The 18,775-nt window shown below is 44.5% G+C and carries 14 protein-coding genes and 3 rRNA genes; 3 read left to right on the forward strand and 14 right to left on the reverse strand.

Translation table 11 applies throughout. The features are described 5' to 3' along the window. Positions 1-18: 18 nt before the first annotated feature. The 8 genes from ACZ5NG_RS08060 to ACZ5NG_RS08095 form a co-directional block, all read right to left on the reverse strand. On the reverse strand, positions 19-300 hold the full coding sequence (locus ACZ5NG_RS08060) for a DUF503 domain-containing protein (RefSeq protein WP_464251303.1): 282 nt from the start codon (positions 298-300) through the stop codon (positions 19-21). Between the two features lie 110 nt (positions 301-410). Continuing rightward, the gene (locus ACZ5NG_RS08065) at positions 411-1,259 is read right to left on the reverse strand and encodes a DegV family protein (protein WP_464251304.1); all 849 of its coding nucleotides are present in this window, start codon (positions 1,257-1,259) and stop codon (positions 411-413) included. A gap of 20 nt (positions 1,260-1,279) precedes the next feature. After that, positions 1,280-2,890, reverse strand: a complete 1,611-nt coding sequence (locus ACZ5NG_RS08070; protein WP_464251305.1) for a DAK2 domain-containing protein — start codon at positions 2,888-2,890, stop codon at positions 1,280-1,282. A gap of 260 nt (positions 2,891-3,150) precedes the next feature. Then, positions 3,151-3,816, reverse strand: coding sequence for a Crp/Fnr family transcriptional regulator (locus tag ACZ5NG_RS08075; RefSeq protein WP_464251306.1), 666 nt, complete (start codon positions 3,814-3,816; stop codon positions 3,151-3,153). A gap of 31 nt (positions 3,817-3,847) precedes the next feature. Further along, the gene (locus tag ACZ5NG_RS08080; RefSeq protein ID WP_464251307.1) at positions 3,848-4,753 is read right to left on the reverse strand and encodes a putative PEP-binding protein; all 906 of its coding nucleotides are present in this window, start codon (positions 4,751-4,753) and stop codon (positions 3,848-3,850) included. A 118-nt stretch (positions 4,754-4,871) separates the two neighbouring features. Then, positions 4,872-4,986: ribosomal RNA gene (gene rrf, locus ACZ5NG_RS08085) — 5S ribosomal RNA — on the reverse strand. 302 nt (positions 4,987-5,288) lie between these two features. After that, positions 5,289-8,236, reverse strand: a 23S ribosomal RNA gene (locus tag ACZ5NG_RS08090). A 181-nt stretch (positions 8,237-8,417) separates the two neighbouring features. Continuing rightward, a 16S ribosomal RNA gene (locus ACZ5NG_RS08095) occupies positions 8,418-9,952 on the reverse strand. The 16S, 23S and 5S rRNA genes sit together here, the layout of an rRNA operon. 521 nt (positions 9,953-10,473) lie before the next feature. On the opposite strand from ACZ5NG_RS08095, the gene cysK reads away from it, so the two are divergent. Continuing rightward, positions 10,474-11,397 (forward strand): cysteine synthase A, encoded by a 924-nt coding sequence (gene cysK / locus ACZ5NG_RS08100; protein WP_464251308.1) that lies wholly within the window; start codon positions 10,474-10,476, stop codon positions 11,395-11,397. Between the two features lie 12 nt (positions 11,398-11,409). Here the strand turns inward: cysK and hflX are convergent, their stop codons facing one another. Further along, positions 11,410-12,702: a GTPase HflX gene (gene hflX, locus ACZ5NG_RS08105; RefSeq protein ID WP_464251309.1), complete on the reverse strand. Its 1,293-nt coding sequence runs from the start codon at positions 12,700-12,702 to the stop codon at positions 11,410-11,412. 154 nt (positions 12,703-12,856) lie between these two features. Between hflX and ACZ5NG_RS08110 the strand changes: the two genes are divergently transcribed. Together ACZ5NG_RS08110 and ACZ5NG_RS08115 are read left to right on the forward strand one after the other, a co-directional pair. Beyond that, complete coding sequence (locus ACZ5NG_RS08110) at positions 12,857-13,705, forward strand: L,D-transpeptidase family protein (protein WP_464251310.1); 849 nt, start codon at positions 12,857-12,859, stop codon at positions 13,703-13,705. A 161-nt stretch (positions 13,706-13,866) separates the two neighbouring features. Beyond that, on the forward strand, positions 13,867-14,886 hold the full coding sequence (locus ACZ5NG_RS08115) for an alpha-hydroxy-acid oxidizing protein (RefSeq protein ID WP_464251311.1): 1,020 nt from the start codon (positions 13,867-13,869) through the stop codon (positions 14,884-14,886). Positions 14,887-14,988: 102 nt separating this feature from the next. Here ACZ5NG_RS08115 and ACZ5NG_RS08120 read toward each other — a convergent pair whose 3' ends face one another. From ACZ5NG_RS08120 to ACZ5NG_RS08140, 5 genes are all read right to left on the reverse strand, one after another. After that, positions 14,989-16,584, reverse strand: coding sequence for a VanW family protein (locus ACZ5NG_RS08120; protein ID WP_464251312.1), 1,596 nt, complete (start codon positions 16,582-16,584; stop codon positions 14,989-14,991). A gap of 143 nt (positions 16,585-16,727) precedes the next feature. Beyond that, positions 16,728-17,000 carry a DUF1292 domain-containing protein gene (locus ACZ5NG_RS08125; RefSeq protein WP_464253136.1) on the reverse strand — a complete coding sequence of 91 codons (273 nt, stop codon included), beginning with the start codon at positions 16,998-17,000 and terminating at the stop codon, positions 16,728-16,730. Positions 17,001-17,086: 86 nt separating this feature from the next. Continuing rightward, the gene (gene ruvX / locus ACZ5NG_RS08130) at positions 17,087-17,509 is read right to left on the reverse strand and encodes a Holliday junction resolvase RuvX (RefSeq protein WP_464251313.1); all 423 of its coding nucleotides are present in this window, start codon (positions 17,507-17,509) and stop codon (positions 17,087-17,089) included. A gap of 10 nt (positions 17,510-17,519) precedes the next feature. Continuing rightward, the gene (locus ACZ5NG_RS08135; RefSeq protein WP_464251314.1) at positions 17,520-18,467 is read right to left on the reverse strand and encodes an aldo/keto reductase; all 948 of its coding nucleotides are present in this window, start codon (positions 18,465-18,467) and stop codon (positions 17,520-17,522) included. Between the two features lie 33 nt (positions 18,468-18,500). After that, positions 18,501-18,764, reverse strand: coding sequence for an IreB family regulatory phosphoprotein (locus ACZ5NG_RS08140; protein WP_464251315.1), 264 nt, complete (start codon positions 18,762-18,764; stop codon positions 18,501-18,503). Positions 18,765-18,775: the final 11 nt, after the last annotated feature.

Raw genomic sequence — 18,775 nt, forward strand, 5'->3', positions numbered from 1 at the left:
AATAAAAATCCACGGTATTTAGAAAATTTCAGTGTGTACAGCAATTATGTCTGCATCACCCTGAGATTCAATAAACTTAGTAACCTTACTTAACATGCTTTGAGCATGTGCCGTTTCATTGCTGACGCATGCTACCCCCAGTGTAGAACGCTGCCAGGCATCTTGATTTCCGACCTCTGCTATGGAAACATTAAACTTTGCTTTTACTTTATCTAATATACTCCTTAAAACCCGCCGTTTATCTTTAAGAGTGACGGACGAACCGATAAATAATTCAATCACCAGCGTGCCTACGACCACGGCTTTTCCTCCTCCCCGGAAAAAATAAAAAATAATTCACTTTATTGACAGGCAAAAAATACCTCCTTCTGTCATACGACATCAGAGGTATTTATAAACCGGATAATTATTTAATCCGGGCAGTAAAATATAAACCCTACTGTACCCGGGCCTACATGTGTCCCTACCACCGGACCTACTTGAATAGTAATGTATTCAGCAATATTTAAGTTAGCAAAGGCCTTTTCCTTCACCTGTAGCAACCCGGTTGGATCTGAAGCATGGAGAAAACAACCGACTACTTTTCTTCCGCCGCTTTTTTGTACAGCCGCTTCAATCATTTTATTAATCGCCTTATTCTTGCCGCGTACTTTTGCAAAGGGCTGAATTATTCCCTCTTTGACCGTTAATATCGGTTTAATATTTAATACACTGCCCAATAAGGCTTCTGCCTTGCCAATCCGCCCACCACGCTGCAAATATTCCAGCGTGTCCACAATAAAGTACACTTCCATTTTCCCCATTAGATCTTGTACTAAAGAAAGCACTTCCTCTTTACTACAACCGCGGGCTGCTGCTTTAGCGGCAGCTAAAACAATCAGCCCCAAAGCACCATGAACATATTGAGAGTCAATAACTGTTATATCTGCATCCGGCAACATATTGGCGGCAACTTGAGCTGTTTGAGCAGTGCCACTGAGTTTTGATGAAATGTGAATAGAAATAATTGTTTCTGCCCCATCATCAAGCAACTTTTGATACACTTTTAAAAAATCTCCAGGGGAAGGTTGGGAGGTAGAAGGCAAATCATCTGTGCTAATTAAGCGATTATAAAAATCTGTCGGAGATATATCAACGCCATCTCTAAATACTTGCTGGCCAAACAGCACTTTTAGAGGAACTACCTCAATATTGTTTTTGCTGTATAAATCCGGGTTAAGATCTGCCGTGCTGTCTGTAACAATACGAATTAATGACATATATATACACCCCGCATCAATCACTCCGCTGAAATGACAAAATGATAAAATGGCTGTCCCCCATAATAAACCTCAAACTCTATATCGCTATATTCTTTTTGTAACTTAGCCACTATATCCTGAGCATACTCATCATTCAGTTCCTCACCGTAATATAAGGTTACCATTTCTTCCCCATCGGTTATCATTTCTTTTATCAACTGTTTTAAAACTTTAAAGAGGTCATCTCCCTCAGCTACAATTTCCTCATCTGCTACTCCGATATAGTCTCCGGCCTTAATCACTTGATTGTTAATACTGACATCTCTTACTGCTTTTGTCACTTCACCCGTTTTTACTGCCTTAATCGCCTCATGCATTCGGGCAACATTTTCCGCCATATCGGCTTCACTATCTAAAACCAACAGTGCTGACAAGCCCTGAGGAATCGACTTAGAAGGAACTACCCTCACATTTTTTGACGACATAGATGCAGCCTGTTCCGATGACATAATGATGTTTTTGTTATTAGGGAGTATAATTACGTTGTCTGAAGGCACACTGTCAATAGCTTGTAAAATATCTTCGGTACTTGGATTCATTGTTTGCCCGCCGGTAACAACCACATCTACTCCTAAACTATCCATCACTTTGGTAAAACCTTCGCCTACCGCCACCGCTACTACTGCCAATGGCTTTTTAACAGATACCGCTTTTAAATCTTTGTTTTGCTGTCGCATGTTATTAATTTGTATTTCATGCAGCGAACCGTAGTTTAGGCAAGTTTCTATTACCAACCCAGGGTGGTTGGAATGAATATGTACCTTAGCAACTTGAGAGTTGCCCACTACCATTAGGCAGTCACCATACGGCCTTAATTCAGTTTTTATTTTTTCTATCGGCAAGTTATTGCCTTCCAGTATAAACTCAGTACAATATGTAAATCTTATATCACTGTCAATATCTTTAAAATTTACTTCAACCAAACGTTTCTTTTGATTAACAGCAAAATCTTGTAATAAATCAAAATCTTCTGACCTACGTATAGCATGCATAATTCCCTGTAAAATCACGAGAAAACCTTTTCCCCCGGCATCTACTACTCCTGCTTCCTTTAGTACAGGTAGTTGTTCCGGTGTTTCCTCCAGCGCTTTAGTTGCCTGACGGATAAGTGCAATCATAAAACGCACTAAATCAGGACTGCGTTCCGCTGCTTGCTGAGCGGCTTCCGCTGTCTTTCTCAGCACCGTTAATACCGTACCTTCCTTCGGTTCAGAAACAGCCTGGTATGCAAACTTAGTAGCATCTTCGAGGGCTCGAGCAATATCTTGTGCAGATGCCGAAGTCTTTCCTTTTAAGGAATTTGCGAAGCCTCTAATAATTTGTGAAAGAATTACACCGGAATTACCGCGTGCACCCATCAAGCTACCCCGAGCAGCAGCTTCCGCCAATTCTTCTAATTGACCGCTTTCTACCTTCTTAGCTTCTTTTGCCGCTGCTAAAAGTGTTAAATGCATATTGGTACCGGTATCACCGTCCGGTACCGGAAAGACATTTAATGCGTCAATTTCAGGTTTGAATCTGGCCATAAGCTTAATACTGCCCGCCAGCATATATTTGAATCCTTCGCCGTTAAGTGTATAGATACCCAAAACAACTGTCCTCCAAATCTCTATTTGCTGTAACTTTAACCTATTTCTAGATTTACTTAAGCTTTCCTGCTATATTTAAATATTTCCAACTAATTAAATATTTTTTCCAAGATTTAAAACCGTAAACTTTAAAGAGTTTCTTCCCAATATTATTTATATATATTATATTTTTTACCTTTTTATATTTTAGCATAGCTTAAACAAAATGCCCATGATCACTTCAGAAAATACATTAAAGAAGCTTAGACCATAAATCATATTTAGGTTAACCATTTTTCCAGTTTTTCCCGATCAGTAATATATATATACCTACCTTCTGTGTTAATACTTTTTTCCTGTTTAAAATTATTCAAAGTAGATGTTACCGTTTGACGCGATGTACCAATCATATTAGCCAATTCCTCATGAGTTAAACGTAAGTCTATTTTAATGCCTTTTTTAGTTTTAACACCGACCTGTTCAGACATTTTGAGCAGCATTAGCGCCAACCTGCTGGGCACTTGCCAGCATACAAACTCATGAACAAGGGCTTCTGCCTCCCGCATACGGGCACCCAATGTTTTAGCTACTTTAATGGCCAGCTCCGGTTTCATTCTTAATATATCTTCAAAGTCTTTTTGCTTTACTACTACCGCTGATACATCATTTATTGCCCCGGCAAAACAAGTTCTGTTTCCATGATAAAGTGTTTCTGCCAATCCCATTAATTCTTCCGGCTTGCGGATTGCTCCTACCGTCACTCTTCTACCGTCTCTGGCAATACGATATATTTTTACATACCCCGACTCAATCATATAAACTCGATCCGCTATATCACCGGCGGCGAAAAGTGTATGCCCCTTGGGATAATGCATTAAAACACCTTTTTGCCGGATTAATTCTTTTTCTTCCTCCGTAACCGTGAGCGCCTTTACATCGTTATCCATTAATTACCACCCTCTAAACCCGGTAACGTAATTAGTTCATTAACTTAAGCTTTGTCAATGCCTCAGATACATAGCTCTTAATTCTTTGCGCATTGGACAGGGCCAAAGTTTTAGATGCGATTCTCAGCGCATTTTCATCATCTAAATTTTTTGCTAAATTAGATAACTTGGTTATATTTTTGGCCTTAACGATAGTATTTCTTATTCCCAACCCTTTGAATAAAGGAATTGCATAAGGCAACGCCGCCAGTTCACCGCATACGGAAACATTTAGCTGATTTCGTTGTTTAGTAAGCATAATGTTTTTAAGCGCCCACAGCATTGCCGGATGCAAAGGATCTTTTAATATTACCTCACTACAGTTGTCATCAGCACCCATTAGCAATGGTAACAGCCTATCGCTGTCTACAATAAAAAAGTTAATATCATGTACTAAAATTGAAAAATTTATCACCGCTGCAGGTATTTCTATCATTATGCCAAGCGGAATATGATTGAATTTTAATCCTTCAGCTTCCAGTTGTTCTTTTACTGCATTGAACTGTTCCTTAGCCCATTTAAAATGTTCTATGTCTGCAACTCCGGGAAACACAATACTCATTTTACCATATACAGCTGACCGGAGCAGTGCTTTAAGCTGGGTTCTAAATATTTCCGGATGATTTATGCTGTATCTGATACCCCAATCACCCAGCATCGGTAGATTAGGCCCCCCGTCAAAGGTACGAACGGTAATACCCCTATCACCGGCTGCTTTTACAGCCTCACTGTAATAACGATATTGCTCTTCCTCACTGCAACCGCCTTTACTGTTACAAAATAAATGTTCTGTACGCAAAATGCCAATTCCTTCAGCGCCATTGAGCAAGGCTCGGTGTAGCTCCTCTATACCGCTTACGTCAGCCAGCACGTTTAGCTTAAAACTGTTCGCTCCCAATCCACACACCCCGTTAAACTATATCAAAAAAATAAATTTCTTGCCAGTATAGTTAATGTAATTATAAAAAACAAGCCTTGAAGCTGTATAGAGCCTCAAGGCTTGTTATAAAATTTTATTTCGGCGGCGACCTACTCTCCCAGGGCTCAAGCCCAAGTACCATCGGCCCTGCAGGGCTTAACTTCCGTGTTCGGGATGGGAACGGGTGTACCCCCTGCGGTATTGCCACCGAAAATATTGTTTTCATTCTTAGGCAGGCCTGTCTTACGGCCTGTTCGCTAGCGGTCTGCCAAGGCATTTACGCTCCGCAAACACGCCGGCACATATACTTGTACGAGCTCCGCCGCCTCCGGGTGCCTGCGGAACTCGGAGCAAAGCTCCTCGAACAGTCCTCGGCACTTACCCTCCGGCGGCGTCGCTCTTTGAATGCGCCGGCTTATCGTTTGCTCCGGCAAATGCCTTGGCGTTCAGTATCGTTGCAGGATACCATGTCTGCTGTTCCTTCAAAACTGTACAGCGAGTCAAGAAAAGCTTTCAGGTCAAGACCTCGACCTATTAGTACCGGTCAGCTAAACACATTACTGTGCTTACACATCCGGCCTATCTACCACGTAGTCTTCGTGGGGTCTTACTCTTACGATGGGAAACCTCATCTTGGAGGGGGCTTCGCGCTTAGATGCTTTCAGCGCTTATCCCTTCCGGACATAGCTACCCAGCTATGCCTCTGGCGAGACAACTGGTACACCAGCGGTCCGTCCAACCCGGTCCTCTCGTACTAGGGTCAGCTCTCCTCAAGTTTCCTACGCCTGCGACGGATAGGGACCGAACTGTCTCACGACGTTCTGAACCCAGCTCACGTACCGCTTTAATGGGCGAACAGCCCAACCCTTGGGACCTACTCCAGCCCCAGGATGCGATGAGCCGACATCGAGGTGCCAAACCTCCCCGTCGATGTGAACTCTTGGGGGAGATAAGCCTGTTATCCCCGGGGTAGCTTTTATCCGTTGAGCGACGGCTCTTCCACTCGATACCGCCGGATCACTAAGCCCTACTTTCGTACCAGCTCGACTTGTCAGTCTCGCTGTCAAGCTCCCTTTTGCCTTTACACTCTCTAGGCGCGATTTCCGTCCGCGCTGAGGGAACCTTTGGGCGCCTCCGTTACCCTTTGGGAGGCGACCGCCCCAGTCAAACTGCCCACCTGACACTGTCCTCGTACCGGCTTACGGCACTAAGTTAGAATTCCAATATCTCAAGGGTGGTATCCCACCGTCGACTCCACAAATACTGGCGTACTTGCTTCTCTGTCTCCCACCTATCCTGTACATGAAATACCGAAACCCAATGTCAAGCTGCAGTAAAGCTCCACGGGGTCTTTCTGTCCTGTCGCAGGTATCCGGCATCTTTACCGGAACTTCAATTTCACCGAGTCCCTCGTTGAGACAGTGCCCAAATCGTTACGCCATTCGTGCGGGTCGGAACTTACCCGACAAGGAATTTCGCTACCTTAGGACCGTTATAGTTACGGCCGCCGTTTACCGGGGCTTCAATTCAGAGCTTCGGGTCATTTCCCTAACCCTTCCTCTTAACCTTCCGGCACCGGGCAGGCGTCAGCTCCTATACGTCAGCTTTCGCTTTAGCAGGAACCTGTGTTTTTGCTAAACAGTCGTTTGGGCCTGGTCTCTGCGGCCTCTTCTCGCTCCGTTTGTTCTAACTTCACGATAATGAGGCACCCCTTCTCCCGAAGTTACGGGGTCATTTTGCCGAGTTCCTTAACGAGGGTTCTCTCGCGCGCCTTAGGATTCTCTCCTCGCCTACCTGTGTCGGTTTGCGGTACGGGCACCAACTTCCTCGTTAGAGGCTTTTCTTGGCAGTTTGGGATCGGCTACTTCGCTACTTTTTTTTCGCTCCCCTTCACCTCTCGGGCTTTTTGATAAGCGGTTTTGCCTACTTATCACCCTACGGGCTTGGACGCACTTTTCCAACCGTGCGCTTAGCCTACCCTCCTGCGTCACCCCATCCTTCAAACGGTCGTTGGTGGCATCGGAATCTCAACCGATTGTCCATCGCCTACGCCTTTCGGCCTCGGCTTAGGTCCCGGCTTACTCTGGGCGGACGAGCCTTCCCCAGAAAACCTTAGGCTTTCGGCGGGCAGGATTCTCACCTGCCTTTTCGTTTACTCATACCGGCATTCTCACTTCCCAACGCTCCACAGCTCCTTTCGGTACTGCTTCCGCGCGTTGGCAACGCTCCCCTACCTCTGAATGGTCCATACCATCCAAACCAAAGCTTCGGTGCATGACTTAGCCCCGTTACATTTTCGGCGCAGGGTCACTTGACCAGTGAGCTATTACGCACTCTTTGAATGATGGCTGCTTCTAAGCCAACATCCTGGTTGTCTCTGCAACCCCACATCCTTTCCCACTTAGCCATGCTTGGGGACCTTAGCTGTTGGTCTGGGCTGTTTCCCTCTCGACTACGAATCTTAGCACCCGTAGTCTGACTCCCGGGATTCAAGTGGCCGGCATTCGGAGTTTGATTGGGGTCGGTAACCGGTGAAGGCCCCTAGCCCAGTCAGTGCTCTACCTCCGGCACTCATTCCCGAGGCTAGCCCTAAAGCTATTTCGGGGAGAACCAGCTATCTCCGAGTTCGATTGGCTTTTCACCCCTACCCACAGCTCATCCGCCGTCTTTTTAACGACGGTCGGTTCGAGCCTCCACTGAATTTTACTTCAGCTTCACTCTGGCCATGGGTAGATCACCCGGTTTCGGGTCTACTTTAACGAACTATGCGCCCTCTTCAGACTCGCTTTCGCTACGGCTCCGGCATTCCCTGCCTTAACCTCGCTCGTTAAAGTAACTCGCCGGTCCGTTCTGCAAAAAGTACGCCGTCACGCTTTTAACGCGCTCCGACTGCTTGTAAGCACATGGTTTCAGGTTCTATTTCACTCCCCTCCCGGGGTGCTTTTCACCTTTCCCTCACGGTACTTGTGCACTATCGGTCGCTTTAGGTATTTAGCCTTGGCAGGTGGTCCTGCCGGATTCCCACGGGGTTCCACGTGTCCCGCGGTACTTGGGATCCCTCTTTGGTTTGCTTATCTTTCGCTTACAGGAGTGTTACCTTCTGTGCTCCAGCTTTCCAGCTGTGTTCAGCTAGATAAGTCAAATCCAATTCTTGAGGTCCCGCAACCCCGGCAATGCAAGCATTGCCGGTTTAGGCTGTACCCCTTTCGCTCGCCGCTACTTAGGGTATCGAGTTTTCTTTCTTTTCCTCCGGGTACTTAGATGTTTCAGTTCCCCGGGTGCCCCCCGTTTAGCTATGGATTCACTAAACGGTGACGGGAGTTCGCTCCCGCCGGGTTGCCCCATTCGGAGATCTGCGGATCAACGCTTGTTTGCAGCTACCCGCAGCTTTTCGCAGCTTACCACGTCCTTCATCGGCCTAAAGCGCCTAGGCATCCACCATGTGCTCTTACTATCTTGACCTGGTGAAATTGTTTCTACCTACTTCTCGCTTCTCTTACTCGCTGTGCAGTTTTCAAGGAACATTTCTATCTAATTCGCTTTATTGAAGGCTTTAATCCTTCAAAACTGAACAGTGCAAAGAGATGAATGATCGACCTAGGAGTGAGAGGTAACACCTTGTCTCCTCTCAGTTACTCCTTAGAAAGGAGGTGATCCAGCCGCACCTTCCGATACGGCTACCTTGTTACGACTTCACCCCAATCATCGACCCCACCTTCGACGGCTCTCTCCTCTTGCGAGGTTAAGTCACCGGCTTCGGGTGTTGTCGACTTTCGTGGTGTGACGGGCGGTGTGTACAAGGCCCGGGAACGTATTCACCGCAGTATGCTGACCTGCGATTACTAGCGATTCCTACTTCATGCAGGCGAGTTGCAGCCTGCAATCCGAACTGGGACCTGCTTTCTGGGATTCGCTCCGCCTCACGGCTTCGCTGCCCTCTGTACAGGCCATTGTAGCACGTGTGTAGCCCAGGGCATAAGGGGCATGATGATTTGACGTCATCCCCACCTTCCTCCGTTTTGTCAACGGCAGTTCCGTTAGAGTGCCCAACTTAATGATGGCAACTAACGGTAAGGGTTGCGCTCGTTGCGGGACTTAACCCAACATCTCACGACACGAGCTGACGACAACCATGCACCACCTGTCTCTCCGTCCCATAAGGGAACTCCCTATTTCTAGGGATGGCGGAGGATGTCAAGCCCTGGTAAGGTTCTTCGCGTTGCGTCGAATTAAACCACATGCTCCACCGCTTGTGCGGGCCCCCGTCAATTCCTTTGAGTTTTAGTCTTGCGACCGTACTCCCCAGGCGGAGTGCTTAACGCGTTTGCTACGGCACTGAAGGGGTCGATACCTCCAACACCTAGCACTCATCGTTTACGGCGTGGACTACCAGGGTATCTAATCCTGTTTGCTCCCCACGCTTTCGCGCCTCAGCGTCAGTTACAGGCCAGGAAGCCGCCTTCGCCACGAGTGTTCCTCCTGATATCTACGCATTTCACCGCTACACCAGGAATTCCACTTCCCTCTCCTGCACTCAAGCTAACCAGTTTTAGAGGCATGCTGCAGGTTAAGCCTGCAGGTTTCACCTCTAACTTAGTTTGCCGCCTACGCGCCCTTTACGCCCAGTAATTCCGGACAACGCTCGCCCCCTACGTATTACCGCGGCTGCTGGCACGTAGTTAGCCGGGGCTTTCTCGTATGGTACCGTCATTATCTTCCCATACAACAGAGGTTTACAGTCCGAAGACATTCTTCCCTCACGCGGCGTTGCTCCGTCAGGCTTTCGCCCATTGCGGAATATTCCCCACTGCTGCCTCCCGTAGGAGTCTGGACCGTGTCTCAGTTCCAGTGTGGCCGGTCACCCTCTCAGGCCGGCTACCCATCGTCGCCTTGGTAGGCCTTTACCCCACCAACTAGCTAATGGGACGCGGACTCATCTATCAGCGGTATCCCTTTCAACATCAGAACTTGTGTCCCGATGTTCGTATCCGGTATTAGCCCCTGTTTCCAAGGGTTATCCCGGTCTGATAGGCAGATTATCCACGCGTTACTCACCCGTCCGCCGCTAAGTAATCGGCAATTCCGTCCGAAAACTTCATTGCCGATCCTTCGCTCGACTTGCATGTGTTAGGCACGCCGCCAGCGTTCGTCCTGAGCCAGGATCAAACTCTCCGTGAAAAATTATCTCAGAAAGCTTTTTCCAAGCTCTGCGTTATCCTGAATTACTCATCTTCTTAAACGAGTGTTTCCTTGCATTCATCTCTTGCTCACTGTTCAGTTTTCAAGGATCTTTCTCACTGCCATATTTTGTTTGCCGCTCCAGCGCGGCAAGCTTTAGTTTATCAGTTTTTTTGTTTTATGTCAACTGGTAATTTATCTCTGCCGTTCTTAAGCGGCAACGCTTTTTATTTTAGCACTGCTGTCGGATTGTGTCAACTAAAATTTTTAATTATTTTTTTTGCTATTTTATAATGATGCAGTTGCTTTGAGCCGCCCACAGAATATTTTGGGCAACCGATTCAGCAACGTTTTATATGTTAGCACCGAGTATTAATTTCGTCAAGCATTTTTTAATATTCAATTTCATGTAATGCATTGGGGTTAAACCGAACTAAATTTTAGCCTGAATTTGTTGTTTTATAGCAAAATATTTGCTACATTATTAAATATTGTACATACATTAGGTAGGTGCCATTTCTATGACAGTAGTTGATAATATTTTAGAGACCATTGGCAAAACACCCTTGATTAGGCTGAATAAAATAGCCGCAGATTGCCCGGCAAATATTTACGCCAAAGTTGAAATGATCAATCCCAGCGGCAGCATCAAAGCCCGTACCGCTTTAGGATTGATCACCGCTGCAGAAAAAGAAGGAATCCTTAACAAAAACTCTACCATTGTTGAGCCAACCAGCGGCAATCAAGGCATTGCCTTGGCCATGATCGGAGCGGTGAAAGGTTATCGTACTATAATTGTCATGCCGGAATCTATGAGTGTGGAAAGACAAAAGTTAATTAAAGCATACGGTGCAGAACTGGTATTAACACCGGCAGCACAAGATGTCGACGGTGCAGTAAAGAAAGCTAAAGAAATTGCGGACTCTATACCCGGAGCGTGGATGCCAAATCAATTCGAAAATCCAAACAATCCAAAAATTCACGAACAAACTACTGCCATCGAGATCTTAGAACAAATAGATAGGCCTATTGACGCTCTGGTAGCAGGAGTTGGCACAGGCGGTACACTTTCCGGAACTGCCCGTATACTAAAAAAGCATTATCCTAATATGAAGGTTTATGCTGTAGAACCGGCTAACTCTGCAGTAATCAGCGGAATGCCGCCCGGCCCTCATAAAATTCAAGGTATTGGCGACGGCTTTATCCCAAAAAACTTGGATCTAGAACTCCTTGACGACTGCATTTCTGTGACAGACGAGGATGCTATCACAACCGCCCAAAACATTGCCAGCAAAGAAGGAATTCTTGTCGGCATATCAAGCGGAGCAAATATATGGGCTTCAATCCACTTGGGCCATAAGTTAGGTCCCGGAAAAAACATAGTTACCTTTTTAGTTGATACCGCTGAAAGATATTTAAGCACCGATTTGTTTGAAAAAGCCTAAGGTAGATAAAACCTAGGCTTTTTTGCATTTCATCCCGTTTTTAGAAGCAAAACGAAGTTCTTTGGCCACTCTGTTCGCCCATACTTCTGCAATTTCCACTTCTATCTCCACCCCGTCAGACTGATAATTCTGATGTAAAACACGCCCATAGTCATGCAGCAGGGTGATTAGCGAACTATTAGCAAATGGAACAAAAAATTTATAGCGCACCCTGCCTGCGGCCAGCCATTGTGCTATTAAATCAAGCAGCCCATTGATGTTATATCGGTATTTTGCAGATATTTTTATCACGTGATCAAAATATTTAGCATTAGCCAAGTATTCTAAATCTTTAGTTTGCCGGTCAATTTTGTTTAACACTAAAATCGTTGGTTTTTGGGCGGCGCCTATTGATTCCAGCACTTCCTCTACAGCTTGTATTTGCTGCTCTAAATAGCTACTGCTGGCATCTACCACATGCAATAACAAATCAGCCTCAACCACTTCTTCCAGCGTTGCCCGAAAGGCAGCCACTAAATGGTGCGGAAGATTTTGAATAAAGCCTACGGTATCTGTTAATAAAATTGTTTCATTATTGGGTAAGACAACTCGCCTGGTGGTTGGATCTAAGGTAGCAAACAATTTATCCTCGGTAGCTACAGAAGCTCCGGTTAAAACATTAAGCAGCGTGCTTTTGCCTGCGTTAGTATATCCTACTAGGCTAACCAAAGGCAGCGGTACAGCACGACGGCTTTTTCTGTGCAGTTGTCTGTGCTTTTTCACTGCTAATAATGCTTTCTTTAAATCAGTAATGCGTTGATGAATTCTTCTGCGATCAAGCTCCAGCTTAGTTTCTCCCGGCCCTCTGGTGCCAATGCCCCCGCCTAACCGTGACATTTCAATTCCCCGTCCCGTCAGACGCGGGAGAAGATAGTTAAGTTGAGCCAGTTCCACTTGCAATTTTCCCTCTTTTGTTCGCGCCCGCTGGGCAAATATATCTAAAATAAGTTGGGTGCGGTCTATAACCCTTACCCCTACTACATCTTCAATGTTGCGTTGCTGAGTGGGCGTTAATTCTTGCTCAAATATAAGTAAGTCTGCGTTTTCCTCTGCACAAACTTGAGCTGCTTCTAATATTTTGCCGCGCCCTAATATATACCTCGGATCCGGTTTGTCCTTCCTTTGAGTAACCGTACCTACCACTTCTGCTCCTGCGGTCTCAGCTAAACGACGCAATTCATTTAACGATAACAATTCGTTATTATCATCGGCACAGCCATCAATCAAACCGGCTAATACGGCCTTTTCTCCAGAAGTTTTTCCCATAGCAAACCTGCCTTTTACCCATTTATTTATTTGCCCTTATTATATTTATTTTTTCTTCCCTGTGTAAGTATCAAAAACCCTTTCAAATCTGAACATTATTTTTGTTCAAACGGAATATCTATTATTTAGACAATTGGCCGAGGGGGGCTTTTTGATGAAAAAATACTTAATTGTTTTTTTATTAATTGTTTTGTTTTTACCTTTCACCGCTACAGCAGAAGCAGCAAGAGAGCAAATTATAATTAATAAGGGAACCAATCAGTTGGCTTATTATCAAGATAATAAGTTAATAAAAGTGTTTCCCATTGCTACCGGAAAAAATATCAATTTGACACCGGAAGGCAATTTTTATATAACCAGTAAAATTGTCAACCCTCCCTATTATAAGAAGAATATCCCGGGCGGCAGCCCCTATAACCCCCTTGGACCCAGATGGCTTGGCCTTTCTATCCCTGGCGGAGCTTATGGCATTCATGGAACCAATAATCCTGCCTCTATCGGCACCTATGCCTCGGAAGGATGTATCCGCCTTTATAATCAAGATATTATCTGGCTTTTTGAACGAGTATCCATTGGCACACCGGTTAAGATCATTAGAAGCAATACCGATCTGGTAAACTTATCAGCGCCTGAAGATCTTGTGTTAACCGTTAACGGTAAATCCGTTTTAAATAATTGTCCGACAATGATAATAAATAATGACCTGTGGGTTGCCCTGCGACCGGTTGCCCAGTCCCTTGCTTACACTGTTTACTGGGACAATGCAGCGCAAAGTATTATAATAAAAAATAGCGAACATATTGTTATATTGAAAATTGGCAGTCAAGAGCTTTCGTTAAACGGTAAAGCAATAGTTTTAAGCAAAGCACCCCGTACATGGAACAACAACGTTTATGTACCAATAGATTTTTTCAACCAGGTCTTTGGCATGACGGTTTCTTGGCATGAAAAAGATAAGCGACTTGATCTGTTCAATCCTCAACAGTATTTGCCGCTTCAATAACGCAGCTGTAATTTATTCCAGTTGAATAAATTATGATTTTTGAAGCTTTCCCGCTCACATTTTTGTATTATATAGATAGAAGCTTGAGAAATTAACTAAAGTAACAACTTAAAAAACTAATGCTCACACTATTTCAGTATCAATAAAGGAGGAACAGTAATTTGGATTTAAAAACAATTCGCGAAGAAGCAAGAAAAAAGTTAAAAGGCTACTGCCGAGTTTGCCCCATTTGTAATGGACAGGCTTGTGCCGGGGAAGTTCCGGGTATGGGTGGAGTAGGTACCGGTGCAGCATTTAAAGCTAACTTAAAGGCATTAAATCAGTACCGTTTAAACATGCGCACAATTCACAATGCGAAAAATGTAAGTACCGGCACTACTTTATTTGGTCATCAAATTGATACACCGATACTGGGTGCACCGATGACCGGAACCCCTTACAATATGGGAGGAGCACTTAGCGAGCGCGAATTCATCGGCATGATAATTTCCGGCTGTCAACAGTCAGGAAGTATAGGTTTTTCCGGCGACGGTGCTGACCCGGCAATGTATATTTCCGGGCTGGAAGCGATAGCTGCGGAAAAGGGCTGGGGGATACCGATCATTAAACCGAGAGAGCAAGATGAGGTGATTAAATATCTCCGCAAAGCGGAAGAAGTCGGCTGTATTGCCGTTGGCGTTGATATTGACGGTGCCGGACTGGTAACTATGGCCCTGAAAGGTCAACCGGTAGGCCCTAAAACTAAGGAAGAATTAAAAGAAATTATTTCTGCCACTAAGTTACCTTTTATTTTAAAGGGAATTATGACTGTAGATGAAGCGGAAACTGCTGCCGAGGTTGGCGCATCTGCTATTGTAGTCTCTAACCACGGAGGAAGAGTTTTAGATCATACTCCCGGGGTAGCCGAGGTTCTTCCCCAAATTGCCAAAGCAGTAGGTAACAAATTGACAATCCTTGCTGACGGCGGTGTACGTTCCGGTGTAGATGTTCTTAAACTACTTGCCCTTGGTGCAGACGCAGTGTTAGTCGGTCGTCCGTTGGTTATCGGTGCTTTTGGCGGCGGTACTGACGGTGTAAAAGCAATTATCGATCAATACACAAATGAACTAAAACAAGCTATGATTCTAACCGGCTGCAGTTCATTGGATGATATTAACGACAGTATTATTTATCAAGGATAATATTATTATGGGGATTTTTTGAAAAAAGGTTTATACCGCAAAAAAATAGCCGACAACTATTGGCGAGGTATTAAAAAGAAGGTTTTAAATGAGAAGAACCGGTTAGTTTGCTACCGGTTCTTCATTTTGTAGCTTATTTTCCTCTGTTTTATCTGTATTTTCATCTATTTCGTTATCTTCATCGGCTTTAGTTTTGTTAGCATCACTACCGGCTTGATCAGATGCCCGCTGCTCATCCTCCGGTACACTTTTCTCTAAATTGTCAGCATCCTCAGGATTTAAATAATTTTCTTTAGGCAATAGTTTTTCTGCACTTTCCTGCATCGGTGGGGTAATTACCGGTTTTGGTTGGGCAGTACCAACCGCTATGATTTTATTTACTGCATTATAACGACTGATTGGCAGCTTATCTTCTCTGATGATCACACCGTCTTTCAACACTACTCTTTTTAAGCTGGCTACATATCCTTTGCTCCCCGCCTGTTTAACCACTTGCTGTCCCACTTTTAAATTTTCGTCCGGCTCGTAAATCACCTTGGGTTCTAAAACCTTTTCGATGTTGCTTTCCAGTATCACCTTATGCTTATGTGATGTGTCGCCAAATATTTTTATGGTTAATACTCCGTTTTGAACTAAAGTCTTTATATAAAGACAGCGTCCGGTATTATTGCGAAATTTAAAGTCCACCGCCCCATAAACCACTGTAGCATCTCGGCCAATAGGTACATAAGAAACAGGCAGCGAATGGTTACTGCGCTCCGTTACTTCGATATCGGCCAGCAAAACCGCATTATACAGTGTGGACGATACTTGGCATACACCGCCTCCCAAGCCTTCTACCATCTCGTTGTTTATGATCACACCCGCACTTTTATAACCGGCCTCCGAACTTCGCGGTCCTACAACTTCATTAAACGACACTTCCTGACCGGGTGTAACTAATAATCCGTCCAAAGCATTGGCCGCTACCCTTATGTTGTAAGCGCGGTTAGTCATTTTGGGATCAAATTTTGTGCTGTAGCTGGATAACAGGCCGGTAATACCCATTTCTTTTATTTCTTCGGTAGTGTAATCAGGCGGCACTGTTACCACCGGCAGCAATAAATTTATTTTATCAGGGGGTGTTTTGTCCTGCAGTTCTTGTAACAGATTTTTACAAAGCTGATCTACATCAACTTTACGTCCGTCCTTGGAAGGCGTAATCAACACTTGGTCATGCTCATCAACAGTAATTGTAGCATTTTGTGGGGGGACATTAATCTGATCGGCAAAACTACTTACTGCTTCTGCCAGCTTATCTTTATCGACTGTTAGCACCGGCGGCATAACCAGACCGTGCTTGGCAATATGACGCCTTTTTTGCCAACGTTCAATGATAGAGCCTTGATTGTTTAGCTCAAGGGCATTTTTTATCGTCTGTTCTTTATCAACGCGGAAATCAACGGCTTTTAAAGAAAGGCTTATAGACCGGTCTTGGTAAGATATTGTCACCGGTGTAGTCATAAGTTGCCGTTCAAGTTGTTTTAATTTATTTATCGCTTCATCAACGCTTAAACCACCGATATCAACACCTTGAACGGAGACCCCTTCTAATATTTTTCCGGCAGCACTTATGTGCATACCTCCGGCATAAGCGACAGCTGATAATACTAATATAGGTATAAGTAACAGGGCAGCAAGTTTGAGGGTTCTAAACACCAGAACACCCCCCATTCGACGCAACGTGGTCTAAATTTATTTATATATTATAATTTAAGCTTGTTTGAAATATTACATGCCGTCAAAAGATTATCTAGCCATACCGGTAATATAAAAGTAAAAGGATGCAATATGCTGCATCCTTACTGTTCTTCTTCATCTTCATCTTTTACTACCAATTGTTCCCAGGCATCGGCAACTTTCTCCCATTCTTCATCTGAATCTATCTCTACTAAAATTTCATTACCGTCTTCATCTTTATCAAATTTCAAAATCACTGCTTCGTCAGTGTCTTCGTCATTGGGTAATAAAATAGCATATTCTGTGCCTTCAACCTCAATGATATCTACAACCACAAAATCATGTTCGTTATTATCCTCATCTACTAGAGTGATGACTTCATCATTCTCGAGCAACATTATCACCTCGTTTTTTGAAAGTATTATCATACTATACCAAATGTAACCATTAGTCAAGAGTTTTATACTTTTGTGCTGCCTAGTTACGACAAATTAGATTGCTGACGATCTAAATAGCCTTGAAGAATTAATACTGCAGCCATTTTATCGATTACCTTCTTACGCTTTCCCCGACTGACATCCGCACCGATCAGCATTTTTTCTGCCGCTACCGTTGTTAAGCGTTCATCCCAAAATACAACAGGCAGGTTAAAGGCCGCCTCCAGCTTTTTAGAAAACTGCTGTACTTTTTCCCCTTGGGGGCCAATTGTTCCATCCATATTTTTCGGCAACCCGATAACGATTTTTTCTACTTGGTGTTGAACAATAATTTCTTTTAAACGCTCCAAATCTTTACTCATTGTGGTGCGGCGTATAACTTCCAAGCCTTGGGCCGTCCACCCCATCAAATCACTGAGAGCAACACCGATTGTTTTTTCTCCCACATCTAAACCCATTATCCGCAAACCAATCACCTTAAATAACTTTTATACAAAATTCCGGGCATACTGGAGCGCAATACCCGCATATACGGCATTTTTCTTTAATCACTATAGCTTTGCCGTTTTCCAACTTTAACGCCCCGGCCAAGCAGCGTTCTACACAAGCTCCGCAGCCCTGGCACCATTCTTCGATGAGCAGTTTTCTTGGCTTTCGCCGCACGCGCAAACTTAATTCTTCAGGTATTTCTTCCCCATTAAAAACTTTAATATTATAATCAACTTCATCAAAGCTTTGCATACCCACTGCTACCGCAGAAAGTTCATCAATTCCCAATACGAAATTCATCGCTTGGTCGTAGCGGGATAACAGGTTACCGCCACCCAGCGCTTTCATCCCATAAAGACCTTTACCTTGCCGGTATGCATATTTAATTGCTCTAAGCATATCCTCAACAGTACCGTCTTGAATGCCGATACCGTCGATATTGATAATCGGATGTATGACATCAATTTCCGGAATATCTGCCGCTGCCAGTACGGCAGCAACGCAGTGAGTTGATATGCCTATTGCTTTCACCGCACCGGCTGCTTTTGCCTCCATAAGATATTCAACTGCATCCCAATGACCTTTAATCGTATGCAGCGATTCTGTTTCATGGAGCATAAAAATATCTATGCATTCCCGATCCATCTGCATTAAAGCTTTTTCTAAGCTTTTTTTCATGCCCTCCCGGGTATATGCATAGCTTTTCGAGGTTATGTATACTTTATAAGGCCATCCTTTTAAAGCTTCTTTAATATAAGGATAATTATCATAGTACTCCGCAGTGTCTATAAAATTAACGCCTTGTTCCAATGCCCGGCGCAGCACCGCTGCACCTTCCCGTACCGACAAATTGGCCTGCATCGGCGCAATAGTCAATGAGCCAAAACACAGCCGAGAAACCCTCATACCGGTGCTTCCCAGTTCACGATAGTTCATAAAAATACCCCCCTTGCGGGGAAGTTTAATACCCTAGCTGTTTTTGTTTATATAAAATTTAACCAGTTCTTCCAGCAATTCGTCTCTTTCCAAATGTCGAATTAAACTGCGAGCATTGCCGTGGCTGGTGATGTATGCCGGATCCCCGGACAGCAAATATCCCACAAGCTGATTGATCGGATTATAACCTTTTTCCTTTAAAGCCTGATAAACAGACATTATGATTTCCTGGGCCTGATTTACTTCTTCAGCCTGAACCTTAAACATCACCGTGTCTTGAGAGAAATCACTCGCCATGGCACACCCCT

This window comes from Desulfovectis peckii (genome assembly GCF_055391705.1).